Source organism: Uliginosibacterium sangjuense (assembly GCF_059132465.1).
On record NZ_CP101132.1, the window covers coordinates 4,423,310 to 4,446,641 of the forward strand.

The window sequence follows — 23,332 nt, forward strand, 5'->3', positions numbered from 1 at the left end:
GTCAGGGCCTGCCTTTCGTGGTCTGGAGGGTCAGCAGGGCGAAGCCAGCCGGCGGCAGCGTGAAGGCCAGGCTGGCGCCACCGGCGAGGCTGTTGTCGGCCACGCGCAGCTTGTCCTGGCGGTCCTCGGGATCGAAGGGGCGTTCGCTGGAGAACACGCGCAGGCTGGCCTGGGCGGCTTGCAGGCCGCCGCCCAGGCTGAGGCTGGCGCGCCCGGGGCGATGGAGGTCGCGGTTGAACAGCAGCACGCGCACCGTGCTGCCGTCTACCGTCGCCAGCCCGCCCACGCGTGCGCGCTGCTTCACCGCGGCGGCGAAGCCGGTGTGCTCGGTGGCGAAGAAGTCGGTGTCGATGCGCAACGGCGCGAGACGCCCATGGAGCAGGGCCGAGTAGGCCTGCAGCACGTGGTAACCGGGACGCAGGCTGCCATTCAGGGCGATGGCACCGAACTTCCAGTTGCCGGACAGCGACCAGTACTGCGCCGACCACAGGTCCGGCGTCTGTGCGAACAGGGCCAGCAGGTCGGCCACATAGAGGGCGCCGACCTGGGTCGCGATGTACTCGTCGCTACGTCCCTTGCCGAGGCTGAACAAGGCGTTGTACTCCGTCACGGCGAGGCGGATGTTGTCGTTGGGCCGCCACTGGCGCAGCAGCGCGCGGGTGGCGTCCAGATCGGCGCGCACCGTTTCGGCGGCGCCCATGGCGGCGGTGAACAGGCGCTGGTCTTCGTAGCGCTTGTCGAATGCCAGCGGCATGTAGGCGTTGTGCAGGGCGACGAACTGGATGCGCTCGGTGATGCCGGCCAGCACGGCCTTGTTGAAGCCCTGCAGCGGGGTGGCCGGTACTCCGCCGAGCGAGTCCGAGCGCAGCGGGATGCCGACCTCGATGCTGGGGTCGACCGCACGCATCGCCTTGATGAAGGCGTTGGCGCGCTGGGCGAAGACCTGTGGCGTCATCCACAGCTTCTTCTGGTTGTCGTCCTGCAGATAGGGCTCGTTGCCGATCTCCCAGTGCTTCACCGCCGGCAGGCGCTTGCCGCTGCGCGTGGACATGAGGCCGGTCACGTTGATCTGGCGCACCCAGTCGGCCGCCTCCTCGGGTGTGCCGCTGGCGACGTTCACAGTGATCAGGCCCTGCGCGCCGGTGGCCTCGCACAGCTCCAGGAACTCGCGCGTGCCCATGCGGATGGTCTGGATCTTGCGCGAGTAGAAGTGCTCCGATTCGCCACGCTGGGCCTGCTCGCCCATGCCGGCCTTCCAGCGGTAGGTATCGGCCAGCGAGCCGCCGGGGTAACGCAGGATGGTTGGCCCCAGCGCCTGCACCGCGGCCAGGCGCTGTGCATCGAAGCGCTTGCCGTCATCGCTCAGCAACTCATCGCCACGGTCCACCCACTGCACGTTGTTGCCGAGGATCAGGCGGTTGGCGGCAGCGCCGGGGCGCGTCGCGTCCACCTCCACGCGGACATCGAAGGGCGTCTGCGGCTGCGGCGGGGGCGGCGGCTGGCAGGCGGCCAGCCACAGCGCGAGGGCGGCCAGCAGGGAAACGCGGCGCGCCTTCATGCCGGCTTCTCCACCAGGGCCATCATCCACGGGTTGAAGCCGGTACCCAGCAGCGCGCGCGGCATGTGCTTGACGTAGCCGGTGATCAGCGGGCGGACCAGCGCCGGCACGCGCGAGTAGCCGACGTAGCCGGCCACCGACTGCGGCTCCACCCGGCAGGGAATGCCCTGCAGGTAGTCGTGCAGGTCGCCGTAGCTCCACAGGAAGTTCTCGCCCCAGGGCTTGTGCACGGTGGCGCCGGCCAGGCGTGACAGCGCACGCTCGATGCCGCTGGCGCGCGAGTCCGGCCCGTGCGCGACGTCGATCGGGAACGTGCGGTTGGGGCCACCGATCAGCGCCGCACCACCCGGCTTGACCACACGCATGATCTCCTGCACCCAGTGGCGGCGGATCGCGCGATAGTCGGCACGGCGGTCGGCATGGCCGTCGGTGGTGCCCACGTGCTCGATCACGCCCAAGGTGAAGGCGAGGTCGATCGAGTTGTCGGCAAAGGGCAGGCGCATCTGCAGGGGGTCGACGATGAACATGCGGTCCTGCGGCAGGCCCTGACGCTGCCAGAAGCGCGTCAGCCCGGCGAGGTCGGTGCCATAGGCGTCGTAGCCCATGCTGAGCAGGGTGCGCACCATGACGCCGATGCCGCAGCCCACGTCGAGCACGGTGCGCGCACGCTTGCGTGCCAGCAGCGGCTGGATGTAGTCCAGCGTCTTGCGCACGTTGGCCTCGGCCTGTTCGCCGGCGTATTCCTCGGTGGTGGTGTCGGGCGACTCCTCGGGCGGACGTTCCAGGTTGCTGCCATAGCCGTCGATGTGGAAACGGATGCCCAGGGGCTGCAAGGTGGCGGCGCGGCTCGGGTTCATGACAGGCTCCTGCGGTAGATGTCCAGGGTTTGACGCGCGGTGTCGCGCCAGTCGAAGTGGCGTGCACGCGCCAGGCCTTGCGCGCGCATCGCGGCCTGGCGCGCGGGGTCGCCGAGTACGGCGAAAAGGGCGGCGTACAGCTCGTCCTCCGACATGGGGTCGACCAGGCTGGCAGCCTCGCCCGCCACTTCCGGCATCGACGAAACATTCGAAGTGACCACCGGCACGCCACAGGCCATGGCCTCGACGACAGGCAGACCGAATCCCTCATAGAGCGAGGGATAGGCGAAGGCGGCGGCACGGTTGTACAACGCGATGAGCTCGTCCTCCGACACGTAGCCGGTCAGCAGCACATCGTTCTGCAAGCCCAGGCGCAGGATCTCCAGCTCCACCTCGTGGCCCTTGAAGGCGGCCTGACCGACCAGCACCAACTGGTGCGGCAGGCCGGCCGCGCGCAGGCGGGCGAAGGCGCGGATCAGGCGTGGCAGGTTCTTGCGCGGCTGCAGGTTGCCCACGCCCAGCAGGTAGGGCTGGCGCAGGGCGAAACGGTCAAGCCGGGCATCGAGCCAGGTCGCGTCTTCGACCACGCGGAAGCGCGGCGACACGCCCAGCCAGGTAACGGTGACCTTCTCCGGCGGCAGGCGGTAGCGCTCGATGAGCTGGCGGCGCGAGAACTCCGAGATGGTGATGACCTGGCGCGCGCGCCGCGCCGACAGCGGGATCAGCGCCTTCATGCGCAGGCGCTCGGCGGGGCGGAAGAACTGCGGCAGGAACTCGTAGGAGATGTCGTGCACCGTCACCACGGTCGGGCAGGGGCACAGCGGCGGCGCCACGTACTGGAAGTGGGCGAGGTCGACGCGGTCGGCCCACAGCGCGGCGGGAAAGGCGAAGGGAATGCGCAGCAGCGCGCTGTGCGGGCGCAGGTGGCGCAGCTCGCCGCGCCAGCCCGGCGCCGGCGCCGCCACGCCGCCGGTGTGGTAGAGGCACAGCTCGTCCGGCTGGGCCAGCGCGCTGTACTGTTCCAGCAGGTTGCGCACATAGGTCTCGTTGCCGGTCAGGCGTGCGCCGATCTGGTGAATGTCGAGTCCGAGTCGCATGGCGTCTACCCCGGGGTCCGCATCAGGCGCCAGGCCAGTTGCATGTACTGGCGGCTGGAGGCGGCCTTGGCGGCAGCGCCACGCGAGGCCAGCGCGGCCACGCGGTAGAGCAGCCAGCGCAGGCCGAAGCCAGCCATGGTGATGAGGTCGAAGGCCCACACCAGGCGCTTGCCGCGCGTCTGGCGGAAGAACTGGCGCGGCCCCTTGATGGAGGACAGCAGCAGGTCGCCGGTCTGCTGCTTCATGCTTTCCCCCTGGTAGTGGATGATGCTGGCATGGGGCGTGTAAACCACGCTGCCGGCCTCGCGCTGCATGCGGTGGCACAGCTCCATGTCCTCGCCGTACATGAAGAAGGCGGGGTCGAAGATGCGCGGGCCGAGCTGGCTGCGGCGCGCGATGAGGCAGGCGCCGGACACCCAGTCGACGGCGATCTCTTCACTCACGTCACGATCCAGGTACAGCGGTGCGGCGCGCAGGGCGCGCGGCAGCAGGCGGTCGAGGAAGAAGTAGTGGCTGGCGAGGTTGCGGATCGAGGGGAAGGCGCCGCCGGTCCACTTCTGCAGGCTGCCGTCGCCGTTGAGCAGGCGGCAGCCGAAGATGGCCACCTCGGGCCGCGCCTGCAGGCGCTCGACGAGGGTGCGCAGGGCCCCGTCCAGCACCAGGGTGTCGGGGTTCAGCAGGATCACGTAGTCGCCGCGGCTCACCGCATACGCCTGGTTGTTGGCGGCGCCGAAGCCGGTGTTGGCGTTGTTGGCGATCAGGCGCACGCGCGGGAACTCGGCCGCCACCATCTCCACGCTGCCGTCCTGTGAATCGTTGTCGACCACGATCAGCTCGTAGTCCTCGGGCGCCAGCCCGCCGGCCTCCTCCACCGAGCGCAGGCACTGGCGCAGCAGCTCGCGCACCTTCCAATTCACCACGATGATGCTGGCGATCATGCACTGCCCTCCGTCATCTTCTCGCTGCTGCGCTGCCCGTCGTGTTCCGCGTTGTGCTCGGCCGCGATGGCGTTGAAGTCCAGGCTGTCGGCGACCGCTTTGACCACGCGCGCCGGGCTGCCATACACCACCATGCCGGCCGGCACGTCGTGCAGCACCAGCGAGCAGGCGCCGATGATGGCGCCGTCGCCCACGCGGACCTTGCCGATCACCCGCGCGCCGGCGCCGATGAAGACGCCATCGCCGATCACCGGCAGGCCGTCGCCGCCACCGATGTCGCCGCGCCCGCGCCCGCCGCCCATGATCACGCCACCGAAGAAGGAGGCCTCGCGGCCGACCTTGCCGCACAGGATCAGGCCCACCGCGTGGCCGATGTAGCAGCGCTCGCCGATCTCGGTGGCGGGCGTGATGTCGGCGCCGGTGACGTAGGTGTTCAGCACATACAGCAGCCAGGCCGGCTTGCGCAGGCCCTTGGCGTACAAGCAGTGCGACAGGCGGTACAAGGACAAGGCCACGATGGCCGGCGAGATCAGCATGAACAGCATGCCCAGCGGCGACATGCGGATGCCGGCCAGGGACGACATGCGCGCGATGTCACCGTGGATCAGGCGCAGGGTGGCGCGCAGGCCCGGCCCGCTCATGCGGCCCTCCCGGCCATCGCCTCACGCTGCACGATGTTGGGCCGGCTGCGGGTGAGCAGCGTGGCGCCGGCCGGCAGGTCTTGGCGCACGTCGACGTTGGGCCCGATGCGCACGCCGTCGCCCACGCTCACCGCGCCATGCAGTACCGAGTAGGCCCCCACGGTGACCTGGTCGCCCAGACGTGGCGCGTCGTCCAGGCGCAGGCCGAAAGCCGGCTGCGGGCGCGAGGGGGCAACCTGGCAGTAGGCGTACAGGGTGAGCCGGCTGCCGGCCCGGCCGTGGAACACGATGCCCACGGTATGCGGGATGTAGAGGCCCGGCCCGATCTGCGCGGCCGGGCTCAGGTTGGCCTTGTGCAGCACATAGTTGAGCAATGCCAGCAGGTGGGCCAGGTGCCGCCAATCACGAGCCCACGCCCAGTGCGCCAGGCGGTGCAGCGCGCAGCACAGCATGCCGGGCATGAGCAGGATGCTGAGGCGCCGCGCCAGGCTCATGCCGGTGCCGAAGAAGTCGGCCGCGTAGCCGGCGGTGGCCGCAATGTCGGCGTTGATGTAGCGCCACACCTGACGCAGGGAGTGCGCCTGCTCAGGCATGGGCCGCCTCCTTCGCGTCGCCGGCCGCCGGTTCGCCGCGCAGGATGCGCGGTTCGGCGCCCAGCAGGTGCGCCCCCGCCGGCACGTCGCGCGTGACCAGGCAGCGTGCGCCGATCTCGGCCCCCTCGCCGATCCGCACCGGCCCCAGCACGGTGCAGGCGAAGCCCAGGTATACGCGATCGCCGATCACCGGCAGGCCGGGACCGCCGCCGATGTCATCGCGCGCAATGCCGCCCCCCACGCCGACCTGCGGCATCACGGTGAGGTCTTCGCCGAAGCGGCCCAGCAGAATCAGGGTGGCCGGCGAGGTGAGCAGCACGCCGGCGCCGATCTGCGCCTGCGGGCTGATGTCGGCCCCGGTCAGCAGCAGGTTCAGGTGCCACAGCGCGCGCGCCAGCAGGCGGCGGCCATTGGCGAAGTGGTAGTGCGACCAGCGGTGCAGGCGGATCGCCACCCAGGACGGGTGGCACCACAGCCAGGGATTGGGCTCGCCGGCTTCGAGCAGGGCCTGGCGCAGCCGCTCGCGGTCGCGCTGAAGGCGGCGGCGGGTTTCTTCCCGCGTGATCGGGGGTGCGACGGTGGCCTGCATGTTCAGCTCCCTGTCCTGGCAAAGAGGCGCCGGCCGGCGCGACGGATACGCCACTCCTCATGGGTGGCGAGGTAGAAGGCTTCCTGCGCGGCGGCGATGGCGTCCCAGTCGTAGCGCCGCGCCCATTCGCGGCAGCGCGCACCCAGTGCCAGCAGCGCACCGTCCTCCAGGCGCAGCAGCCCGGCCATGCCTGCGGCATAGGCCTCGACGGAGAAGGCGGCCACGCCCGGCAGGGCGGGCGGCGCGACCTCGTTCATCGGCGCATGGTCGAAGGTCAGCACCGGCTTGCCGGCGGCGCAGGCCTCTAGGATGGTCATGCCGAAGGTCTCGATGCGCGAGGGCACCACGGCGAAGCGGCAGTCGCGGTAGAGCTGCGCGCGCTGCGCGGCATCCACCTTGCCCAGCAGGCGCACTTCGCCGCCCAGGCCCAGACGGGCAACCAAGGCCTCGAAGGCATCGTGCTCGAAGCCACCGCCTGCCACCACCAGGGGCAGGCGCGTTGCGCGCGGCAACTGGGCATAGGCCTGCAGCAGCAGGTCCAGCCCCTTGGCGTGGATCTCGACGCGGCCGAGGTAGAAGATGAAGTCGCCGGCCCGCGGCGCCACTTCGAACAAGTCCTCCGGCACGCCGTTGGGCAGCACCGCACAGCGCGCACGCGGGTGGCGCTGCAGGACGAACTGCTGCATCTGCGGCGTCAGCGCGATGAAATGGTCATAAAGGCGCAGGCCGTACTCCTGGCCCCAGTGGAAGGGCAGCTTGTACTGGCGTGTCCATTCGCGCGCGAAGAACCACTGCACCGAGGCCACCAGCGGGCGGTCGCGCTTGAACAGCGGAGTCCAGGTCACGGCGCAGGGCGGCATCAGGTCCTCGACCAGCAGGTCATAGTCGAAGCGGCGCACCGCCGCCGGCAGGCTGGCAAGGAAAGTGAAATGGTGCGAGGAGCCGTGGTTGCCGATCTTGCGGCCAAGACGCTGGTAGCGGATGCCCTCGCGCTCCAGCGTCGGCGTGGAGCCGGGGAAGGTCGGCGTCAGCACGGTGATCTCGTGGCGCCGCGCGAGGCGGCGGCAGATCTCGAAGGTGCGCACCGGCCCGCCGCCAGACAGCGGGTTGTCCATGTCGTCCGGGTCGAGGTGGAGGATCCTCATCCGTTCCTCCCCGCGCGCAGTTGCAGCAGCGCCAGGCGGAACTGGCCCAGCACCTCGCGCCCCAGCAGCGCGCCCAGGGTCAGCGCCAGGCCGGCGGCGGCGCCCGCCGCGACCACCAGTTGCAGGCCCCAGTGCAGCGGCGGCAGGCCCAGCAGCAAGGCGAAGACCAGACCCCCGGCAGCCAGCGCCGGCAGTACCCGACGCGGCGCGCTCGGCAGGCCGCCGGCCCGGGCCAGCCAGGTCAGGCGCCATAACACGCGTGCGAGCAAGGCGAGCACCACCGCCATGGCGGCTCCGACGATGCCCAGGCGGCTGCCCAGCAGGGGCAGCAAGGCCAGCAGCAGCAGCACGCCCAGCAACAGGGAACCAAGATCGCGCGCCTGCGCCTGGCTGGCCAGCATGGCACAGGCCAGGATCTGGTCCAGCGCGGCCAGCAGGGCAGCCACTGCCAGCCATTGCAGCACCGGCCCGGCGGCCTGGAAGACCGGCGGGAACAAGAGGTTCACCAGGGGCTGCGCCAGCACCACCAGCAGGATCGCGCAGGGCAGGCCCAGCAGCAGGGCCCAGCCCAGGGCCTGACCCAGCAGGCGCGCATAGGCGCCCTCCGGCCCCGGCTCCGCGCGCAGGCGCAGCAGCGCCGGGTAGAGCGCCGTCGACACCACCGAGGGTGCCATCAGCAAGGCCTCGTAGAGGCGCGCGGCCACCGCGTAGACGCCCAGCTCCTGCAGCCCCACCAGGTGTGACAGCAGGAAGGTGTCGAGTCGCGCCGCCAGCATCGACAGCAGCAGGATGGCGAAGAACACCGGGCACTCGCGCAGGTACTGGCGCAGCAGGCCGCCGTCGATGGGCCAGTGACGCAGCGGGAGCACCCAGCCGGCGCGCGCGTAGGCCAGCACCGCCAGCACACGACCGCCGAGGAAGACCGCGAACACCGCCGTCAGCCCGCCGCCCAGCAGCACGGCGAGAATGCCGCCCAGCACGCGCAGCAGCGCCTCGGCGAGGTTCACCCGCGCCAGCACATCCATGCGCTGGCTGCCCATGAGGCTGGCCTCCACCACGTCGGTCCACGCCGTCGGCAGGATGGCCAGACCCACCAGCCAGAAGGCCGGCCACAGCGCGGGCGGATAGACCAGATGGCCGGCCGCACCGATGGCCAGCGCACACAGCAAACCCATGGGAAAGGCCACGCTGGCCGCGGTGGCGAGCAGGACGGGCTGCGGCACGCGGCCGGCGGCGGCGTCGCGCAGCACCGCGAGATGCAGGCCGATCAGGGGCAGGTACTGGCTGAACAGGTAGACCGCCAGCAGCAGCGCGAAGGCGCCGGTGGCCTCGCTGCCCAGGCGATGCGCCAGCACCCAGAACAGGAGGAAGGACAGGCCGGCGGTCCCCAGGCGCATAGCGCCGACCGACTTGAGGTTGGCGAGCAGGCGGGTGCTAGGCATGGGCCACCCCCGCTACCGCCTGCACCGCACCACGCCGCGCCGCGCGCCGGGCCTGCCGGTCTTCGAGGCGGCGCAGCGCGGTCAGCGCGCCCGCCACGCACCACAGCAACTCGATGCGCACGTCGGCATAGAAGTGGTCGAAGACATGGAAGGCGATCTGGGCGGCGAGCCCGGCGGCCAGCCCCAGCGCGAGCGCAAACGTCGCCGGGCTGCGCCAGCGCTGCAGCGGCCAGGCCTGGGCGATGAAGCGGTACATCAGGTACAGCCAGTACAGCGTGGCCGGCACCCCCAGCTCGGCCGCGGTGAGCAGGTAGAAGTTGTGCACGATGCCCTTCTGCAGCTCCTCCTGGAAATGCTTGGAGACATAGGAGAAGGCTTCCGGGATATAGGTCTGGGCGGCCCGGTTGTAGCCGCCGAAACCGACGCCCATCAAGGGGTGGCTGCGGATGATCAGGGACGCCTGGGCGGCCATGACGAGGCGCGACTCGGTGGAGCGCGAGTCCGATTGCGTGAGGCGCAGGATGGCCTGCGGATAGGCGATGGAAATGATCGCCAGGCCGGCGGCCAGGCTCATCAAGCCCAGGGTGATGTGGATCTGCCCGACCAGGCCGCGGCGCAGGCCGATGGCCACGATCAGCAGGGCAGCGCAGCCGAAGGAGATCCAGCCGCCACGTGACAGGGTCAGCACCAGCATCGCACTGCCACAGATCAGCACGAACAGAGCGGCCAGCCAGACCTTGGAGGGCAGCCAGCGGCGCCCCAGCAGGGCCAGGGTCAGGGCGGGCGGCAGCATGAAGGTCAGATAGTCGGCCAGCACGTTGGGGTGGTGCAGGAAGCCGCCGGGGCGGAAGGCCGAGGCGCCGCCAGCGGCGTCGAACACCAGGTGGGTGCCGAGGGTGGTCGACTTGGCACCCTGCAGCTCGAGCGAGGAGCCGGTGAGGAACTGTGCGCACACGTACAGGAACTGCATGCCGAAAGCAGCCACCAGGCCGCCCAGGAACAGGCGCATCTGGTCATAGCTGGACAACATGCGCGACAGCACGAAATAAGCCAGCAGATACTTGGAGTAGGACAGCGCCGACATTGCGCCATTGAGCGGCACGCTCGAATACATGGCGCTGATCCACAGCCAGGCGACGAAGCCGCAGGCCACCTTGTCGAGCGAAGTCAGGCGCGGCAGGCGGCGCGTGATGAACAGCATCTCGCCCAGTTGCAGCGCGGCCAGGCCTAGCAATGGCAGGTCCGACAGGTACAGCGACAGGCCCGGCGTGTAGATGCCGCCTTCGACGATCAAGGCCTTGCTGATGTCGATCGACAGGGTGAGGCCGAAGACGAACAGCAGCAGGCGCCGCAGGTCGCCGTAGAGGAAGGCGGTGGCGGCCGCGCACAGGCCCAGGAAGATGAGGATCAGCCAGGTCAGGGTCTCGTGCGCGATCAGCACGTAGAGGCCGCCCACCGCCGCGCTGGCCAGCACCGGCAAGCCCAGACGGGCACCGGGGCGAGCGTAGCGGACCAGGGACGGGGCGCTCATGACGATGGCCTAGAGCGCGCGGTACAGCATGGACGGGATGTACTGCTCGCGCCGGTTGAGGATGCCGCCCAGCAGCTTGTCGGGCGCCAGCCCGACCTGGGCCAGCACGCCCTGCGCCACCTCGCGCCGGGTGCGCGAGGCGTCCACCACCATCAGGGTGCCGTCGGCCAGGTGCGGCAGCGCCCCGCAGTCGCCCAGCACGTCGCCATCGACCACGCTGATGGCAAAGCGCGCGCGCAGCGCGTCGAACAAGGCCTCCACACGCTGCGTCTTGAACAGCGCGCCGGGGCGCGCCTCGCCACCCAGCGGCAGCACCGCGAGGCGCGAGTCGGCCATCGGCGCCAGCGGCGCGTCCAGGCTGCCGCTGGCCAGGCAGTCGGCGAAGCCGCGCCCGGGGGCGAGGCCGAACAGGGCCTGCAGGCCCGGCGCGCGCATGTTGGCGTCGACCAGGGCGACCGCCTCATCGTCGAGCGTGGCCATGGTGCGCGCCAGCACGCTGGCGATGAAGGTCTTGCCCTCCTGCGGGCGGGCGCTGCTCACCAGCAGCACCTTGCCGCGGGCGGAATCCTGCCGCCGCAACTGGGCGAACAGCTTCATCGTGAGGGCGCAGAAATTGGCTTCGTGTTGGTTCATGGTGTGCGTTCTCGCTTGGCCCCGATCCACCTCAGGCCCGCCGCCCGGCAGGCAGCAACTGGGCCAGTTCGGTGGCGGACAGATCGGGAATCACCGCCAGTGGCAGCAGGCGCAGGTGGCGCTCCAGTTCCTCGGCCGATTGCAGGCGGTGGTCGGAGTACTCGCGGTAGCCGGCCACGCCCAGACCCAGCACCAGGCCGGCGAGGGAGCCGAGGATGGCGACCACCAGGTCCTTCTTCCATTCCGAGGACTTGGGCCGCTGCGCGCCCTCCACGATGCGCCGGGTGTCGGCGTCGGTACGCGACAGCTTCAGGTAGAGGCCGATCTGGTCGAGCTTGCGCTCCAGCTCCTGGTAGTGGTTCTCGGCCATCTTGCGGTTGCGCTCCAGCGCCGCGGCACGCACCTCGGCCTCGGCGTTGGCCCTGACCTCCAGGGCCATGCGTCGCTCCAGGTCGGCGATCGCGCTGCGCAACTGGCGCACGTTCTCCGAGTCATCGCGGTACACCTGGCGCAGCTCACCCAGGCGCAACTGCATGTCGACCAGGCGCGACTTCATGGTGCCCACCACCGACTGGCGCCCCGGTGCGAGCTGCGAGGGCGAGGCGCTCTCACCGTCGCGCGGCGACGCAGCGGCATGGCCGAGGTTGTCGCCACGGCTGGCGAGGAAGCCCTGCAGCGCGGTCTCGGCCTGCACCAGTTCGCCGAAGGCGTCTTCCTTCTGCTTGGCGACGAGCTTGTAGGCCTCTTCCGCCTCGTTGCGGTTCTGCTCGGCGGCGTACTCGATGTAGGTCTCCATCAACGCCTGCACGGCACGGTGGGCCATCTCGGGGTCCACCGCCTTGAGCTGGATGGCGATCACGTTGGAGGTGGTGTCGGCGCTCTTGGATTTGGTGGGCGCCACCACGAAGCTCTTGCCGAAGGCGCTGACCGTGTCGCGGAAGCCGCGCGCCTCGGGGTCGGGCGGAATGCCAAAGACGTTCTGCGTCACCCAATCGTAGACCTTCACCAGCGGGTCAAGCAGCACCTGGTAGGGCTTGCGGTAGACCTGCTCGTAGCGGATCCCCAGCTTGCGCACCACGCGTTCGCTCATCTCGCGCGTGGTGAACAGCTCCATCTCGGTCTCCATCTTGCGGTTGACCGGATCGCCCTGCGGCTGCTCGCGGTAGGCCGTGATGCCGGACAGGAAGGAGGGGTTGCCCTGGCGCTCGGTGACCACCAGCACCTTGCCCTCGGCCACGTAGGTGGGCGGCAGCCAGCGCATGGCGGCGGACACCAGCACGGTCACGCCGATGAAGCAGACGAGGATCGCCCACTTGTGCTTGAACACGATGCGCAACATGTCGCGCGCGGTAAAGGAGCGTTGCGCCTGCAGCTCACGCGAATCGAACAGTTCTTCTTGGTCCTTCATGGAGGCGTTTCCCGGATGGTTGTCGGTGGGCAGGGCTCACTTGATCTTTGTGGTCATCTCGCCGGTCTGGTAGGTCCAGCCGATGCTGCTGTTCTTGATGAAGGGGAACAGGTTGAACACGTACTGCTCCAGCGCATCGCCCAGCGAGGCGATCGAGCTCTTGGGCAGGATCACCACGTCGGCCGGTTCGAGGTAGATGTCGTTGGTGGCCGAGGAGTAGATGTCGGCCTTGAGGTCGCGGCGGATCACGATGGGCGTCTGGTTGGTGCCCTTACGCAGCACGATCACGCTCTCCAGCTCGGCGCTCTTGCGCTCGCCGCCGGCCTCGATCAGCGCCTGCATCAGGGTCAGCCCGTTGCGGTAGGTGAACACGCCGGGCTTGGCCACCTCGCCGCCGACGAAGACCTGCGGCTGGTTGAAGCTGCGCACGATCAGCATGGGGCGCAGGCGCGCCGCCTCGTTGCGGCCGATGCGCCCGTCCGGCAGGCGGAAGGTGGCGGCCACCGAGCTGCGCAGGATCACCGCCAGCTCCGGCACCTTGAGGTGCTGCGCGTAGCGCCGCCGCAGCTCTTCCTGCAGGGCCTCGGGGGTGAGGCCCTCGGCCTGCACGGTGCCCACCAGCATCAACTGGATCTTGCCGTCGGGGCGCACCGCCAGGCGCTCGGAGAAGCTCGGCTGATAGGGGAACTTGATGTCCAGCTCATCGCCGGGCAGCAGGGCGTATTCCTTCTGCCCGGCGGCCCCGCCCAGCTCCAGGTGGCGCCGCGCGATCTCGTCCTGAACCTCGTCCGGAGTGCGCCCGGCGACCTCCACCACGCCGATCAGGGGCATCGAGATGCGGCCATCAGGGCGCACCGTGACCGCGATGTCATAGCGCGGGAAGTCGGGGAACTTGACCTCCAGTTGGTCGCCCACGTTGAGGGTGAAGGGCGTGGCCGGCGGCAGGGCCGGCTGCACCGCAGGGGCCGAGGCGTTTGGCACGGCGACGGCCAGCTCCTGCGCCAGGGCCTGCTTGCCCTTGACCTGCTGCGAGGTGCTGGTGCCGGCCGGCGGCGGCGTCTGGCAGGCCGTCAGCAGGCCGGCGAGGAGAAGGAGGGGAAGCAGGGCGGCAGGTTTCATGGGGTGGCTCATGACAAGCTCATAGTGGGTGGATACTCCCGGGGTGATTCACCCCGACGGCCGCAGACCGCGCCTGCCGGCTCCAGTGCTCGAGCAGGGAGGCGTAGGCCGGCAGCACGGCATCCCAGGTGAAGTCTTGGGCATGGCGGTTACGGCTGTGAGTACGCATGGCGGCGAGCTGGGCCGGATCGTCCAGCAACACCCCCAGCGCGCGCTCGCAAGCGGCCTCGTCGCTGAAGTAGGCGGCCTGCGTGCCCGCCACCCAGCGGTTGAACGGGTTGTCGTGGGCGAGCACCGCGCAACCCGCCGCCATGGCTTCCACCAGAGCAGGATTGGTGCCGCCCACCTGATGGCCGTGCAGGTACAGACGGGCATGCGCCCGCAACTGGGCCAGGATGTCGCGATCAAAGATGGCACCCAGGAAACGCACCTCCGGCCCGGCCGCCGCCATCACCGCACGGTGGAACGGCACCCGCTGCGGGTCGTAGCGCCCCAGCACCACCAGCGGGTAGCCACGCGGGCGTGCCGAGAAGGCGCGCACGACCTCGAGCAGGGAGTTCTCCGGCTCGGGCCGCGCCACCAGCAGCGCATAACCATCGGGCTGCAGGCCCAGCCCCACCAGTGCCGCGGCGGACAGCCCGGCCGGCACCGCATCGGCGCCATAGGGCACGGTGGTGATCTTTGTAGCCCTCACGCGCGTGGCGAGGTGGCGCGCGATCTCCGGGTTGTCGGCGATGAGGTGGTTGCCGAACCAGCAGCCGAGGCGCTCGTTGAGGTAGAACCAGGCCTGCACCGGGCGCGACCACTTGCTGCGGCGCCACTCCAGGCCATCCATGTTGATCAGGTTCACCCGCCCGCGCAGGCGGTAGAGCAGCGAGAACAGCGCGGTGTTGTAACCCAGCACCAGGTTCACGCCCTGTGGCTGGCGCAGCGCGTGCAGGGTGCAGCGCCAGTCGAACACGATGCTGCCCAGCGGCCCCTCCTGCGTGACCTCGATGTGGTGCAGGCGCACGCCACGCCACTGCGTCTCGCCCTCGCCCCCACCGTCGGCGTCACGCTGGCAGTAGACGGTCACGTCCCAGCCCTGCTCGACCAGGTAGGGCGCGAGCGACTCGGTGAAAGTCTCAAAGCCACCGTGCGCCGCCGGGATGCCGCGTGTACCGAGAATGCGAACCTGCTTCATGGCTGGGTTCCGCTCTGGGGGCCGGGCAGGCCAGGGCCAGCGGGCTGCCCGCCCGCAGCCTGCCCCTGGCCCCGGTTTATTGGACGCGCTGCAGGACGACCAGAAGCACCAGGCCGACGCCGGACAGCAGGATCAGGAGCTTGCGTTGCACGCCGCTCACCGGCGCCTCGTCCACCGGGGAGGCGGCCTGGACTGCGGGCCGCGCGGTGGTCACTTCGCGGCGGCTGAGCTCGGCAGCAGCGGGCGGGATATCCGCCACCACGACCTGGGTCGCGGGCTGGCGCTGCAGCGGGGCATCGAGTTGGGTGACAGCGTGCGAAAGTGGTGCCAGCAACACTCCGACGCACAGAATTGATGCGTTGCGGCATCCCGATGAATGAAGCAGGCGAGGTGGGGTCATCTCTGTTGGCTCCGGTACGCTTCTATATGGAAGAAACAGGCGCCGCCTGTCTTTTCCTATCTTTACGTACGCACACTCAAGCAATATTCAGACCCCGCCTGCCTGGCTCAGACCCTTTCGCAGACCCTGCGTGACCTGCTTCACGACCTTGGCTGCCGCAACGCAGCATTTTCCCGCGATCTGTAAAGGGCGTCGACAGCCTTGCAGGACGGGGGCGGAGGCCACCCAGGCATGCACCATGATGCGGCGCCGAGCGGCCTTACAGCTCGGTCCAGAATGTGCTTGCCCAAGGCATCGTCACGCGGCCTCTATCTCAAGTGGACAATGCCCGTAGCAGCCCTTTCGATCTCGCCAGCGCGGACCGCCACAAGTTCAGCGGGCTGGCCCACATGCCGCTGACGCCGGCGAGCATGGTCGAGTGCTTCCTCGACCCGCTGATCGTCACCGGCTGCTTCCTTGCCGCCAACCTGGCCTATCGCCAGATGCCCGGCGTGGCCGAGGCGGTGCTGGCGATCTTCGCCTTCTTCCTCACCTTCCCTGGCAACCTGCGCCTGACCGACAGCCCCAAGCGCATGCTGCGCAAGGGCATCATGCATTGGGCCGTGGTCGCACTGCTGCTGGGGGTGTTTGGCTACGCCTCGCGGCTGCTCGAACTGTTCCACCCCGGCGTGCTGCTGGCCTGGGTGATCGCGGTGCCGCTGTGCATGGCCCTGGGCCGCCTGCTGGTGATCTGGCTGATGCCGGCCCTGGTGGTCGCCAATGGCACCCACCGTGCGGTGATTGTCGGCTGCAACCACACCGGCCTGACCCTGGCCCGACAATTCGAACAACACGCCTGGCTGGGCGTGCGCCTGGACGGCTTCTTCGACGACCGCCAGGCCGAACGCCACCCGCAGGGTCCGCCCATCACGCTGCTGGGCGGGCTCGCCGACCTCGCCGACTACGTCAAGCGCGGCACCGTGGACCGCATCTACATCGCACTGCCCATGGCCACCCAGCCGCGCATCCTGCGGCTGCTGGAGGACCTGCGCGACACCACCGCGTCGACCTACTTCGTGCCCGACATCTTTGTCACCGAGCTGATCCAGGGGCGCATGGACAACGTCAACGGCGTGCCCGTGTTCGCCGTCTGCGAAACCCCGTTCACCGGTCTCAACGGCCTGCTCAAGCGCGGCTCCGACCTGGCCCTGGCGAGCCTCGCCCTGCTCCTGCTCGCCCCCGTGATGCTGGCCTGCGCGGCGGCGGTGCGCCTCAGCTCGCCGGGGCCGGTCATCTTCCGCCAGCGCCGCTACGGGCTCGACGGACGCGAGATCGTGATCTACAAGTTCCGCTCGATGACGGTGTGTGAAGACGGCGCCCAGGTCACCCAAGCCACCCGCGGCGACCAGCGCATCACACGCGTCGGCGCCTTCCTGCGCAAGACCTCGCTCGACGAATTGCCGCAGTTCTTCAACGTGCTGCAGGGGCGCATGAGCGTGGTCGGCCCGCGCCCCCACGCGGTCGCCCACAACGAGCAGTACCGCCGCCTGATCCAGGGCTACATGGTGCGCCACAAGGTGCGGCCGGGCATCACCGGCTGGGCCCAGGTCAACGGCCTGCGCGGCGAGACCGATACGCTGGAGAAGATGGCCCTGCGCGTGGAATGCGATCTGGACTACCTGCGCAACTGGTCGCTGAGCCTGGATTTCTGGATCATCCTCAAGACCGTGCGTTTGGTCCTGCGCGACAGTCGCGCATACTGAAGCGGGCCGGCGCGGGTTGACCCAGATCAAACTCCGGCGCAAGGTCAGCGGGCAGAGTCTGATGATTCACGCCGGGCGGAAACCCGGTCAGGTAGAGGAGAAAGCAGCATGCGAACACTCAGTCTGCGGCGCAAGCACCTGTCGCAGGAACACGACGCGGCCATGAAGCTGGCCGTGGCCACGCGCCAGGCCGCCATCGAGGACGACGACGCCAACATCGCGGCACTGGCCGCCCGCGTGTGCCAGGTTTTCCACGACGAGGTGGACCAGCACTTCCAGGAAGAAGAGCGCCATGCCCTGCCAGTGCTGCGCCAGCTCGGCCGCAACGACCTGGCCGACCAGACCATCCTGGAGCACACCCGCATGCGCGCCATCATCGCCCGCCTGCCGGTGGAACCCAGCCGCGCGCTGATCCGGGAGTTCGCCGAATGCATGCAGGCCCACGTCACCTTCGAGGAAGAAGTGGTGTGGGAAGTCCTCGACAAGGCCCTCGTCCCCACGACCTGAGGCCGCCGCCCGCGCTTCGGCGCGCAGCACGACACACCTGACGGCCCCGCCCACCCGCGGGGCCGTTTCCATTCCGGGTCGCGGAAACACCTCGCACAGCCAGCCCTGTTTGCGATGCCGCCTGGCGGTGGCCGGCAGAACCTCCTGCGGAGTTCTGCCCTACCGGGCCGGGCCTCTCGCGCCCGTCATTCCTGCGTAGCGGGGTTGGCAGGCATTTCGGCGAATGCCGAAAGCTCGCAAAGCAGGAATCCAGCGTCTTTCGATCCGCCCGGCGATAACAACGAAAGGCCAAGTCACTGGGTCCCTGCCCCCGATCGGGTCGAGGGCGGGCTCTGCGCAGGGACGACGGGTCAGGGCACGCCAGCACTCCCCTCGCCCCAGCGGGGAGAGGGGCGGGGGGAGAGGGGGAACATGCACACCCCGACCGCCCGTCCTGCGCAGAGCCCGCCCCAACCCGATCGGGGCCGGAACCCCGCGTCTTTCACCCCCTCACACACCCGCCCAGGCCAGCGCCCAGCTTCCGCCGTAGCTCGGGATCACGGCGTGGTGCACGCACACCCGGCCGAACACGCGCTGCAGACGCTGGTGCAACTGGCGCACCAAGGCCGGGGCGAACAAGGGTGAGGCGAGGTGCAGCGAGAGCAGGCCACCGCGCGCCAGGCGGTCGCGGCACAGGCACAGGAAGCTTTCGGCATACAGCGGCGAGGCCGTGCCCTCGGCATCGGTGAGGTCGAACACGATCAGGTCGAAGCGGCGGGTGGCGGGCGCATCGCGCAGATAGTCTCGGGCGTCACCGATGCGCAGGTCGACGCGCGGGTCATCGAAGGCCTCGCCGCAGAGGCCCGGCAGGTAGCGCCGCGTCAGCTCCACCACCGCCGGGTCCAGCTCGGCCACCACCACCTCTTCCACCGTGTCGAGCGCCAGCAACTGGCGCGCCGAGCCGCCATCGCCGCCACCCAGCACCAGGGCGGAGCGGATCGCCCCATGCGCGCGCGCCGGTGGCAGCACCAGGGCGCGATGGCACACCGCCTCGTCACGCTCGCTCGCCATCAGGTGCCCGTCGAGGCGGTAGAAGCGGCCGAAGGCGGCGCTGTCCCACACCTCCCACTGCTGGTGCGCGCTATGCCCGGCCGCCACCAGGCGTGCGCCCTGGATCACCAGCGTGGCCGACTGTCCCAGGTCTTCGTAGAGCATCATCGTGAGCGGGGCTCCGCACTTTTGGGCAGGGCCGTGTGGCCCCGCCCAAGAATTATCCTCAGTGGCCGTAATTCTGACTGAAGGGCGAAGGCTTGCCCGTCTCCGGGGGATTCAGATGGGGGTCCTACGTTTCAAGGGCGGTCATGAGCTGAGCGTGCACACCGTGGCCAAGCTGGCGCCACGCCTGCTCGATCTGGCGCGCAGCCGCGCCGAGCTGCGCGTGGACCTGTCCGAGGTCCAGCGCTGCGACACCGCCGGCCTGCAACTGCTGCTGCTCGCCCGGCGCGAAGCAGCGCTGCACGGCACCCGCCTGCGCTACGCGGCGGCCAGCGCTCCCGTACGCGAGCTGCTGCGCTTCTACCGCTGCGAGGGCCTGCTCGCCGACACCGACGCGGGCCCGGACGCATGATGCCCACCCGCGACGCCTTCCACCTCGAAGCAGGCGGCCTGCTCGACCGGCTGGAATCCGCCCTGCTCCACCTGGAGCGCGCACCCTACGCCCACATCGAGCTGGAAGAGGCCTTCCGCGCCGCACACACGCTCAAGGGCAGCGCGGTGGTGGTCGATGCCATCGAGGTCGAGTGGTTCGCCCACGTCATGGAAAACGTGCTGGACCGCGTGCGCAACCGCAGCCTCGCGGTCAGCCCGCACGTCGTGTCCACCCTGCTCGCCTGCGGCGACCACCTGCGCTTCCTGATCGGCCTGTCGGCCCTCGATGAACCGACGCCCGACTTCGCCCAGGAAGACCGCGCCCGCCTGATCGGCGAGCTGGTGCCCTACCTCGGCGGCGAGATTCCGCCGGTGGAGGCCGCTGCCCGCCCCGAGTCGCACTGGCTGCTGTCGGTGCGCTTCTCGCACGACATCATGCGCCAGGGCATGGACCCGGCCGACTTCCTGCGCTACCTCGACAGCCTGGGCCGCATCGTCGCCCTGCATATCGACGACAGCGCCCTGCCCGGCGCCGCCGACTACGAGCCCGAGCTGTGCTACCTGCGCTTCGAGGTCGAGCTGGAATCCGCCGCCGACAAGCAGGCCATCGAAGACGTGTTCGCCTGCGCGCGCGAATCCTGCGAGCTGCGCATCCACCCGCCGCGCCGCCTGATCCACGACTACGCCGCCAGCCTGCGCGCCCTGCCCGACAACGAGCTGCGCATGGGCGAGATGCTGGTGCGCGTGGGCGCGCTGACCGCCGAAGAGCTGGCCGGCGCGCTGCGCGCCCAGCGCGGCCGCGTGGAACCCAGCGCGCGGCCGATCGGCAGCATCCTGGTCGAAGAGGGCTATGTGCCGCCCGAACTGGTGCAGCTCGCCGCCACGCGCCAGGCCGAGATCCGCGAGCGGATGGCGCAGGAGAGCCGCAGCGCCAAGGTGCCCCTGGCCCAACTGGACGAACTGGTGGCCCAGCTCGCCACGCTGGCCGCCGAGCTGCAACACAGCGGCGCAGCGCGCGGGCTGGCCGAGCAGGCCGCCCATGCACTGAGCCTCGCCCACGGCCTGCGCGACGTGCGCGTGGCCGACTGCTTCGCCCGCCTGCAGCGCACGGTGCGCGACCTCGCCGCCGAGCTGGGCAAGGAGATCGACCTCAGCCTGTTCGGCGGTGAGCTCAAGCTCGACCGCGCGCTCGCCGAAACCCTGGCGCAGATCGTCCAGCACCTCGTGCGCAACGCCATCGACCACGGCATCGAGCCCCCCGAGGCCCGCCTGGCTGCCGGCAAGCCCCGGCGCGGCAGCCTGCACCTCTCGCTCGACGCCGGCCCCGAAGGCCTGCAGCTCGAACTGGCCGACGATGGCCAAGGCATAGACAGCGCCCGCCTGCTGCAGGTGGCGCGCACCCGCGGCCTGGTCGAGGCCACCGCCCAACCCGCCCGCGAAGACCTGCTGGCCCTGGTCTTCACCACCGGCCTGTCCACCCGCGACAGCGCCACCCGCCTGTCCGGCCGTGGCGTCGGCCTGGACGCGGTGGCCGAAGGCGTGCGCGCGCTGGGCGGCGACATCCGCCTGGCCAGCGAACCCGGCCGCGGCACCCGCTTCCTGATCCACCTGCCGGCCCATCACCCCATCGCCGACGCGCAGCCGCGCGCCTGACGGACCGCACCCACGTAACGGAACGCCCATGAGCCCCGCCCCCATCAAGGTCCTGGTTGTCGACGACTCGCTGGTCGTACGCCTCGCCGCGCGCGACCTGCTCGCCAAACACCCCGACATCCGCCTCATCGACACCGCCGCCGACCCCATCTTCGCCATGGAGATCATGCAGCGCGAGTGGCCCGACGTGATCGTGCTGGACCTGCAGATGCCGCGCATGGACGGCCTCACCTTCCTCAAGAAGCTCATGGACGAGCGCCCCACCCCCGTCGTCGTGTGCTCCAGCCTCGTCGGCAACGGCGCCCAGGCCGGGCTCGACGCACTGGCGGCCGGCGCCGTCAGCCTCATCAGCAAGCCACGCGCCGACCTCAACGAATTCTTCATCGACGAAGCCGACAGCATTGCCGCCGCCGTGCGCGCCGCCGCCCAGGCCAACCTCGGCCAGCTCCGCCGCATGCTCGGCAGCCCGCGCCCCGCCGCCGCCCCACCCCGCCCCAGCGCTCCCAGCACCCCCAGCCCGCAGGCCTTCGCCCCCGTCACGGGCGAACGCGTCATCGCCATCGGCGCCTCCACCGGCGGCACCCTCGCGCTGGAGGCCCTGCTCCCCAGCCTGCCCGCCGACCTGCCCGGCATCGTGATCGTGCAGCACATGCCCGCCGGCTTCACCAAACGCTTCGCCGAACGCCTGGACGGCCTGTGCGCCCTGCGCGTGCGCGAGGCCGAACACGGCGCCCCGGTCGCGCGCGGCCAGGCCCTCATCGCGCCCGCCGGCAAACAGATGCGCCTGCAAGCCGCCGGCAACGGCTTCAAGGTCGAAGTCGTCGACGGCCCCTTCATCAACCGCCACCGCCCCTCGGTGGACTGCCTCTTCAGCTCCGTCGCCCGCGTCGCCGGCAAACAAGCCCTCGGCCTCCTCATGACCGGCCTCGGCGACGACGGCGCCCTCGGCATGAAAGAAATGTTCGACAAAGGCGCCCACACCATCGCCGAAGCCGAAGAAAGCTGCGTGGTGTACGGCATGCCCCGCGCGGCGGTGCAGCGGGGTGGGGTGAAGGATGTGTTGCCGCTGCCCCGGATTGGGGAGCGGATCAGGGGGTGGGGGAGTGGGCGCTGAAGGCGGGTTTTGAAAAGAAGTAAGCCGAGGCGTGAGTGGCCGACACGAGATCGTAATGTCTGCGGATCACACCAAGCCTTTGATGGATCACAAACTTTGGCGGCGTTTCTGTTTTATTGGGCGGTGTTGGCGCTCAGTTTTTTTGGACACAATGTCGTTCACCTAACGTCAGTCGCCTTGAGGTTATTCACACATGCCAATCACGCTCACATTCGACATTGACGACACCTCCGTTCAAGACGTAAATGACCGGGATCGCATAATTCTGAATTTTCGTCGCTTCGGCTGGGAGCACATTGGCGGTTCCGCGTGGCGCTATCCAGCCCTGGGAACGCAAAACACATCAGAGGACTGGTTCAACCACGTCATACCCGCACTTTTCTATTTCCGGAGTTTGGTCGAGCACGCGGGACTTAATGTTTACAACTTCACCCTAGACGCTCATTCTGAAGCTGGTCACCGTGGCAACGCAGTTCCTCCACTCGGCTCACCAATTCAGAACGCGGCGAACATCGTCATGTACTCACCAAACATGAAGGATCCCAAGCGGGAAGCCAAACTGTCCGAGGATCGTCTCAAGCAATTTGTTGCAGCAGCGGCGAATTCGCTGTGAACGATGCGTCTAAAACTGCAGTTGAGCGGGACAGCCACAAGCTGCGCTTGTGGTTCCCTACGCTTCGCTCCGGCTGCCCCTCACTTCCACGTTAGGCCAAGTGCATGTCAGTTACGAAATATACTGAGCTAGTGAGTTTCATGAAAAGGAATCTTGAACACCTTTCCTATTCATCTGGCTCAGGAGAGAACTTGACGTTCCCAACATTTGACTTGATGCCTTTTGACTACTTGGAGTTCGCAGAACAAGAACTCGACAAGCCAAGTCTAGCAGCAAAAATCAACTGTATTGCGCACCTAAAGCGTGCAGTCGAGTGTCAGCTAGACACCCTGCTTGGCGTTCTTGGCGCTTCAATAGTCGCAACAAACTTTCCGAAGAAACTGGATTTTGCAAGTGCCTCTGGAGCAATTTCCTCCAGATCGTTAGCAAAAATCAACAAAATCCGTAACCGTGTGGAGCACGAATACGCTGCACCGGACACCGGCGAGCTTGAGGCCTACTACGATATTGCTAGTGGTTTCATCCACACAATTGAAGGCTACATCTTTATGCTATCCAACCACTGGGAAATGGAATGGATATCCGAAGAAGCTGGATACTCATCGGAATTCCGTGCTGCAATATGCAACAACCCTGCCTCAGTTAAATTCAATCTTAGAGAAGGTGATGTCGGCAAAGAATTGTTGTTTGATGCCTCGTCCATGACCGAGTACTGCCAAGGGCTAAAGGCATATTTTCTATTATGCCGTGGAAATGGTCTGCTCTCTTTTGAATACGTGCTTGCAAAGCTTGAGGGAAAGTCGCTTTATGAAGCCTAAAGCCTTAAATTGCTAACAAAAGAGGGGTCACTAACAAAAGAGGGGTCAAGTCTTGCCTTTTGCTTGCAGGTTCCCTTCGCGTCTTCGCCGCTACGGCGGCCCCTCACGTCAAACGTTGGCGTCTT

At 68.6% G+C, this 23,332-nt stretch carries 23 protein-coding genes; 7 read left to right on the forward strand and 16 right to left on the reverse strand.

Annotation, left to right across the window (positions count from 1 at the left end):
• Position 1 precedes the first annotated feature (1 nt).
• From NMB43_RS20485 to NMB43_RS20555, 15 genes are all read right to left on the reverse strand, one after another.
• On the reverse strand, positions 2–1,558 hold the full coding sequence (locus NMB43_RS20485) for an alpha-L-arabinofuranosidase family protein (protein WP_494350029.1): 1,557 nt from the start codon (positions 1,556–1,558) through the stop codon (positions 2–4).
• On the reverse strand, positions 1,555–2,415 hold the full coding sequence (locus NMB43_RS20490) for a class I SAM-dependent methyltransferase (protein WP_494350030.1): 861 nt from the start codon (positions 2,413–2,415) through the stop codon (positions 1,555–1,557). The genes NMB43_RS20485 and NMB43_RS20490 overlap by 4 nt, the downstream gene beginning before the upstream one ends.
• Positions 2,412–3,512, reverse strand: coding sequence for a glycosyltransferase family 4 protein (locus NMB43_RS20495; protein ID WP_494350031.1), 1,101 nt, complete (start codon positions 3,510–3,512; stop codon positions 2,412–2,414). Before NMB43_RS20495 ends, NMB43_RS20490 begins: the two co-directional genes overlap by 4 nt.
• A gap of 5 nt (positions 3,513–3,517) precedes the next feature.
• Positions 3,518–4,450 (reverse strand): glycosyltransferase family 2 protein, encoded by a 933-nt coding sequence (locus NMB43_RS20500; protein ID WP_494350032.1) that lies wholly within the window; start codon positions 4,448–4,450, stop codon positions 3,518–3,520.
• Entirely contained in the window at positions 4,447–5,091 is a 645-nt protein-coding gene (locus NMB43_RS20505) for a serine O-acetyltransferase (protein WP_494350033.1), read from the reverse strand. The genes NMB43_RS20500 and NMB43_RS20505 overlap by 4 nt, the downstream gene beginning before the upstream one ends.
• Entirely contained in the window at positions 5,088–5,684 is a 597-nt protein-coding gene (locus NMB43_RS20510; protein ID WP_494350034.1) for a hypothetical protein, read from the reverse strand. The genes NMB43_RS20505 and NMB43_RS20510 overlap by 4 nt, the downstream gene beginning before the upstream one ends.
• On the reverse strand, positions 5,677–6,273 hold the full coding sequence (locus tag NMB43_RS20515) for a serine O-acetyltransferase (protein WP_494350035.1): 597 nt from the start codon (positions 6,271–6,273) through the stop codon (positions 5,677–5,679). Before NMB43_RS20515 ends, NMB43_RS20510 begins: the two co-directional genes overlap by 8 nt.
• Positions 6,274–6,275: 2 nt before the next feature.
• The gene (locus tag NMB43_RS20520; protein WP_494350036.1) at positions 6,276–7,418 is read right to left on the reverse strand and encodes a glycosyltransferase family 4 protein; all 1,143 of its coding nucleotides are present in this window, start codon (positions 7,416–7,418) and stop codon (positions 6,276–6,278) included.
• The gene (locus NMB43_RS20525; RefSeq protein WP_494350037.1) at positions 7,415–8,860 is read right to left on the reverse strand and encodes an oligosaccharide flippase family protein; all 1,446 of its coding nucleotides are present in this window, start codon (positions 8,858–8,860) and stop codon (positions 7,415–7,417) included. Before NMB43_RS20525 ends, NMB43_RS20520 begins: the two co-directional genes overlap by 4 nt.
• Positions 8,853–10,391: an O-antigen ligase family protein gene (locus NMB43_RS20530; RefSeq protein WP_494350038.1), complete on the reverse strand. Its 1,539-nt coding sequence runs from the start codon at positions 10,389–10,391 to the stop codon at positions 8,853–8,855. The genes NMB43_RS20525 and NMB43_RS20530 overlap by 8 nt, the downstream gene beginning before the upstream one ends.
• A gap of 9 nt (positions 10,392–10,400) precedes the next feature.
• Positions 10,401–11,024, reverse strand: coding sequence for a P-loop NTPase family protein (locus NMB43_RS20535; RefSeq protein WP_494350039.1), 624 nt, complete (start codon positions 11,022–11,024; stop codon positions 10,401–10,403).
• A 31-nt stretch (positions 11,025–11,055) separates the two neighbouring features.
• Positions 11,056–12,432, reverse strand: coding sequence for a GumC family protein (locus NMB43_RS20540; RefSeq protein WP_494350040.1), 1,377 nt, complete (start codon positions 12,430–12,432; stop codon positions 11,056–11,058).
• A 36-nt stretch (positions 12,433–12,468) separates the two neighbouring features.
• The gene (locus NMB43_RS20545) at positions 12,469–13,563 is read right to left on the reverse strand and encodes a polysaccharide biosynthesis/export family protein (RefSeq protein ID WP_494350041.1); all 1,095 of its coding nucleotides are present in this window, start codon (positions 13,561–13,563) and stop codon (positions 12,469–12,471) included.
• Positions 13,564–13,570: 7 nt separating this feature from the next.
• Positions 13,571–14,734, reverse strand: a complete 1,164-nt coding sequence (locus NMB43_RS20550) for a DUF1972 domain-containing protein (protein WP_494350042.1) — start codon at positions 14,732–14,734, stop codon at positions 13,571–13,573.
• Between the two features lie 76 nt (positions 14,735–14,810).
• Positions 14,811–15,068 carry a hypothetical protein gene (locus NMB43_RS20555; protein ID WP_494350043.1) on the reverse strand — a complete coding sequence of 86 codons (258 nt, stop codon included), beginning with the start codon at positions 15,066–15,068 and terminating at the stop codon, positions 14,811–14,813.
• 383 nt (positions 15,069–15,451) lie between these two features.
• On the opposite strand from NMB43_RS20555, the gene NMB43_RS20560 reads away from it, so the two are divergent.
• Together NMB43_RS20560 and NMB43_RS20565 are read left to right on the forward strand one after the other, a co-directional pair.
• A complete protein-coding gene (locus tag NMB43_RS20560) occupies positions 15,452–16,876 on the forward strand; it encodes an undecaprenyl-phosphate glucose phosphotransferase (protein WP_494350044.1) in 1,425 nt (474 codons plus the stop codon).
• Positions 16,877–16,984: 108 nt separating this feature from the next.
• The gene (locus NMB43_RS20565) at positions 16,985–17,383 is read left to right on the forward strand and encodes a hemerythrin domain-containing protein (protein ID WP_494350045.1); all 399 of its coding nucleotides are present in this window, start codon (positions 16,985–16,987) and stop codon (positions 17,381–17,383) included.
• A gap of 489 nt (positions 17,384–17,872) precedes the next feature.
• On the opposite strand, the gene NMB43_RS20570 is transcribed toward NMB43_RS20565, so the two are convergent.
• On the reverse strand, positions 17,873–18,580 hold the full coding sequence (locus NMB43_RS20570; protein WP_494350046.1) for a fused MFS/spermidine synthase: 708 nt from the start codon (positions 18,578–18,580) through the stop codon (positions 17,873–17,875).
• Positions 18,581–18,695: 115 nt separating this feature from the next.
• Between NMB43_RS20570 and NMB43_RS20575 the strand changes: the two genes are divergently transcribed.
• The 5 genes from NMB43_RS20575 to NMB43_RS20595 all read left to right on the forward strand — a co-directional run bounded on the left by NMB43_RS20575 (position 18,696) and on the right by NMB43_RS20595 (position 23,207).
• Positions 18,696–18,989, forward strand: a complete 294-nt coding sequence (locus NMB43_RS20575; protein WP_494350047.1) for an STAS domain-containing protein — start codon at positions 18,696–18,698, stop codon at positions 18,987–18,989.
• The gene (locus NMB43_RS20580) at positions 18,986–20,662 is read left to right on the forward strand and encodes a chemotaxis protein CheA (RefSeq protein WP_494350048.1); all 1,677 of its coding nucleotides are present in this window, start codon (positions 18,986–18,988) and stop codon (positions 20,660–20,662) included. Before NMB43_RS20575 ends, NMB43_RS20580 begins: the two co-directional genes overlap by 4 nt.
• A 28-nt stretch (positions 20,663–20,690) precedes the next feature.
• A complete protein-coding gene (cheB, locus tag NMB43_RS20585) occupies positions 20,691–21,776 on the forward strand; it encodes a chemotaxis-specific protein-glutamate methyltransferase CheB (protein ID WP_494350049.1) in 1,086 nt (361 codons plus the stop codon).
• 193 nt (positions 21,777–21,969) lie between these two features.
• A complete protein-coding gene (locus NMB43_RS20590) occupies positions 21,970–22,389 on the forward strand; it encodes a hypothetical protein (RefSeq protein WP_494350050.1) in 420 nt (139 codons plus the stop codon).
• A gap of 140 nt (positions 22,390–22,529) precedes the next feature.
• Positions 22,530–23,207: a hypothetical protein gene (locus NMB43_RS20595; protein ID WP_494350051.1), complete on the forward strand. Its 678-nt coding sequence runs from the start codon at positions 22,530–22,532 to the stop codon at positions 23,205–23,207.
• The last annotated feature ends 125 nt before the right edge of the window (positions 23,208–23,332 follow it).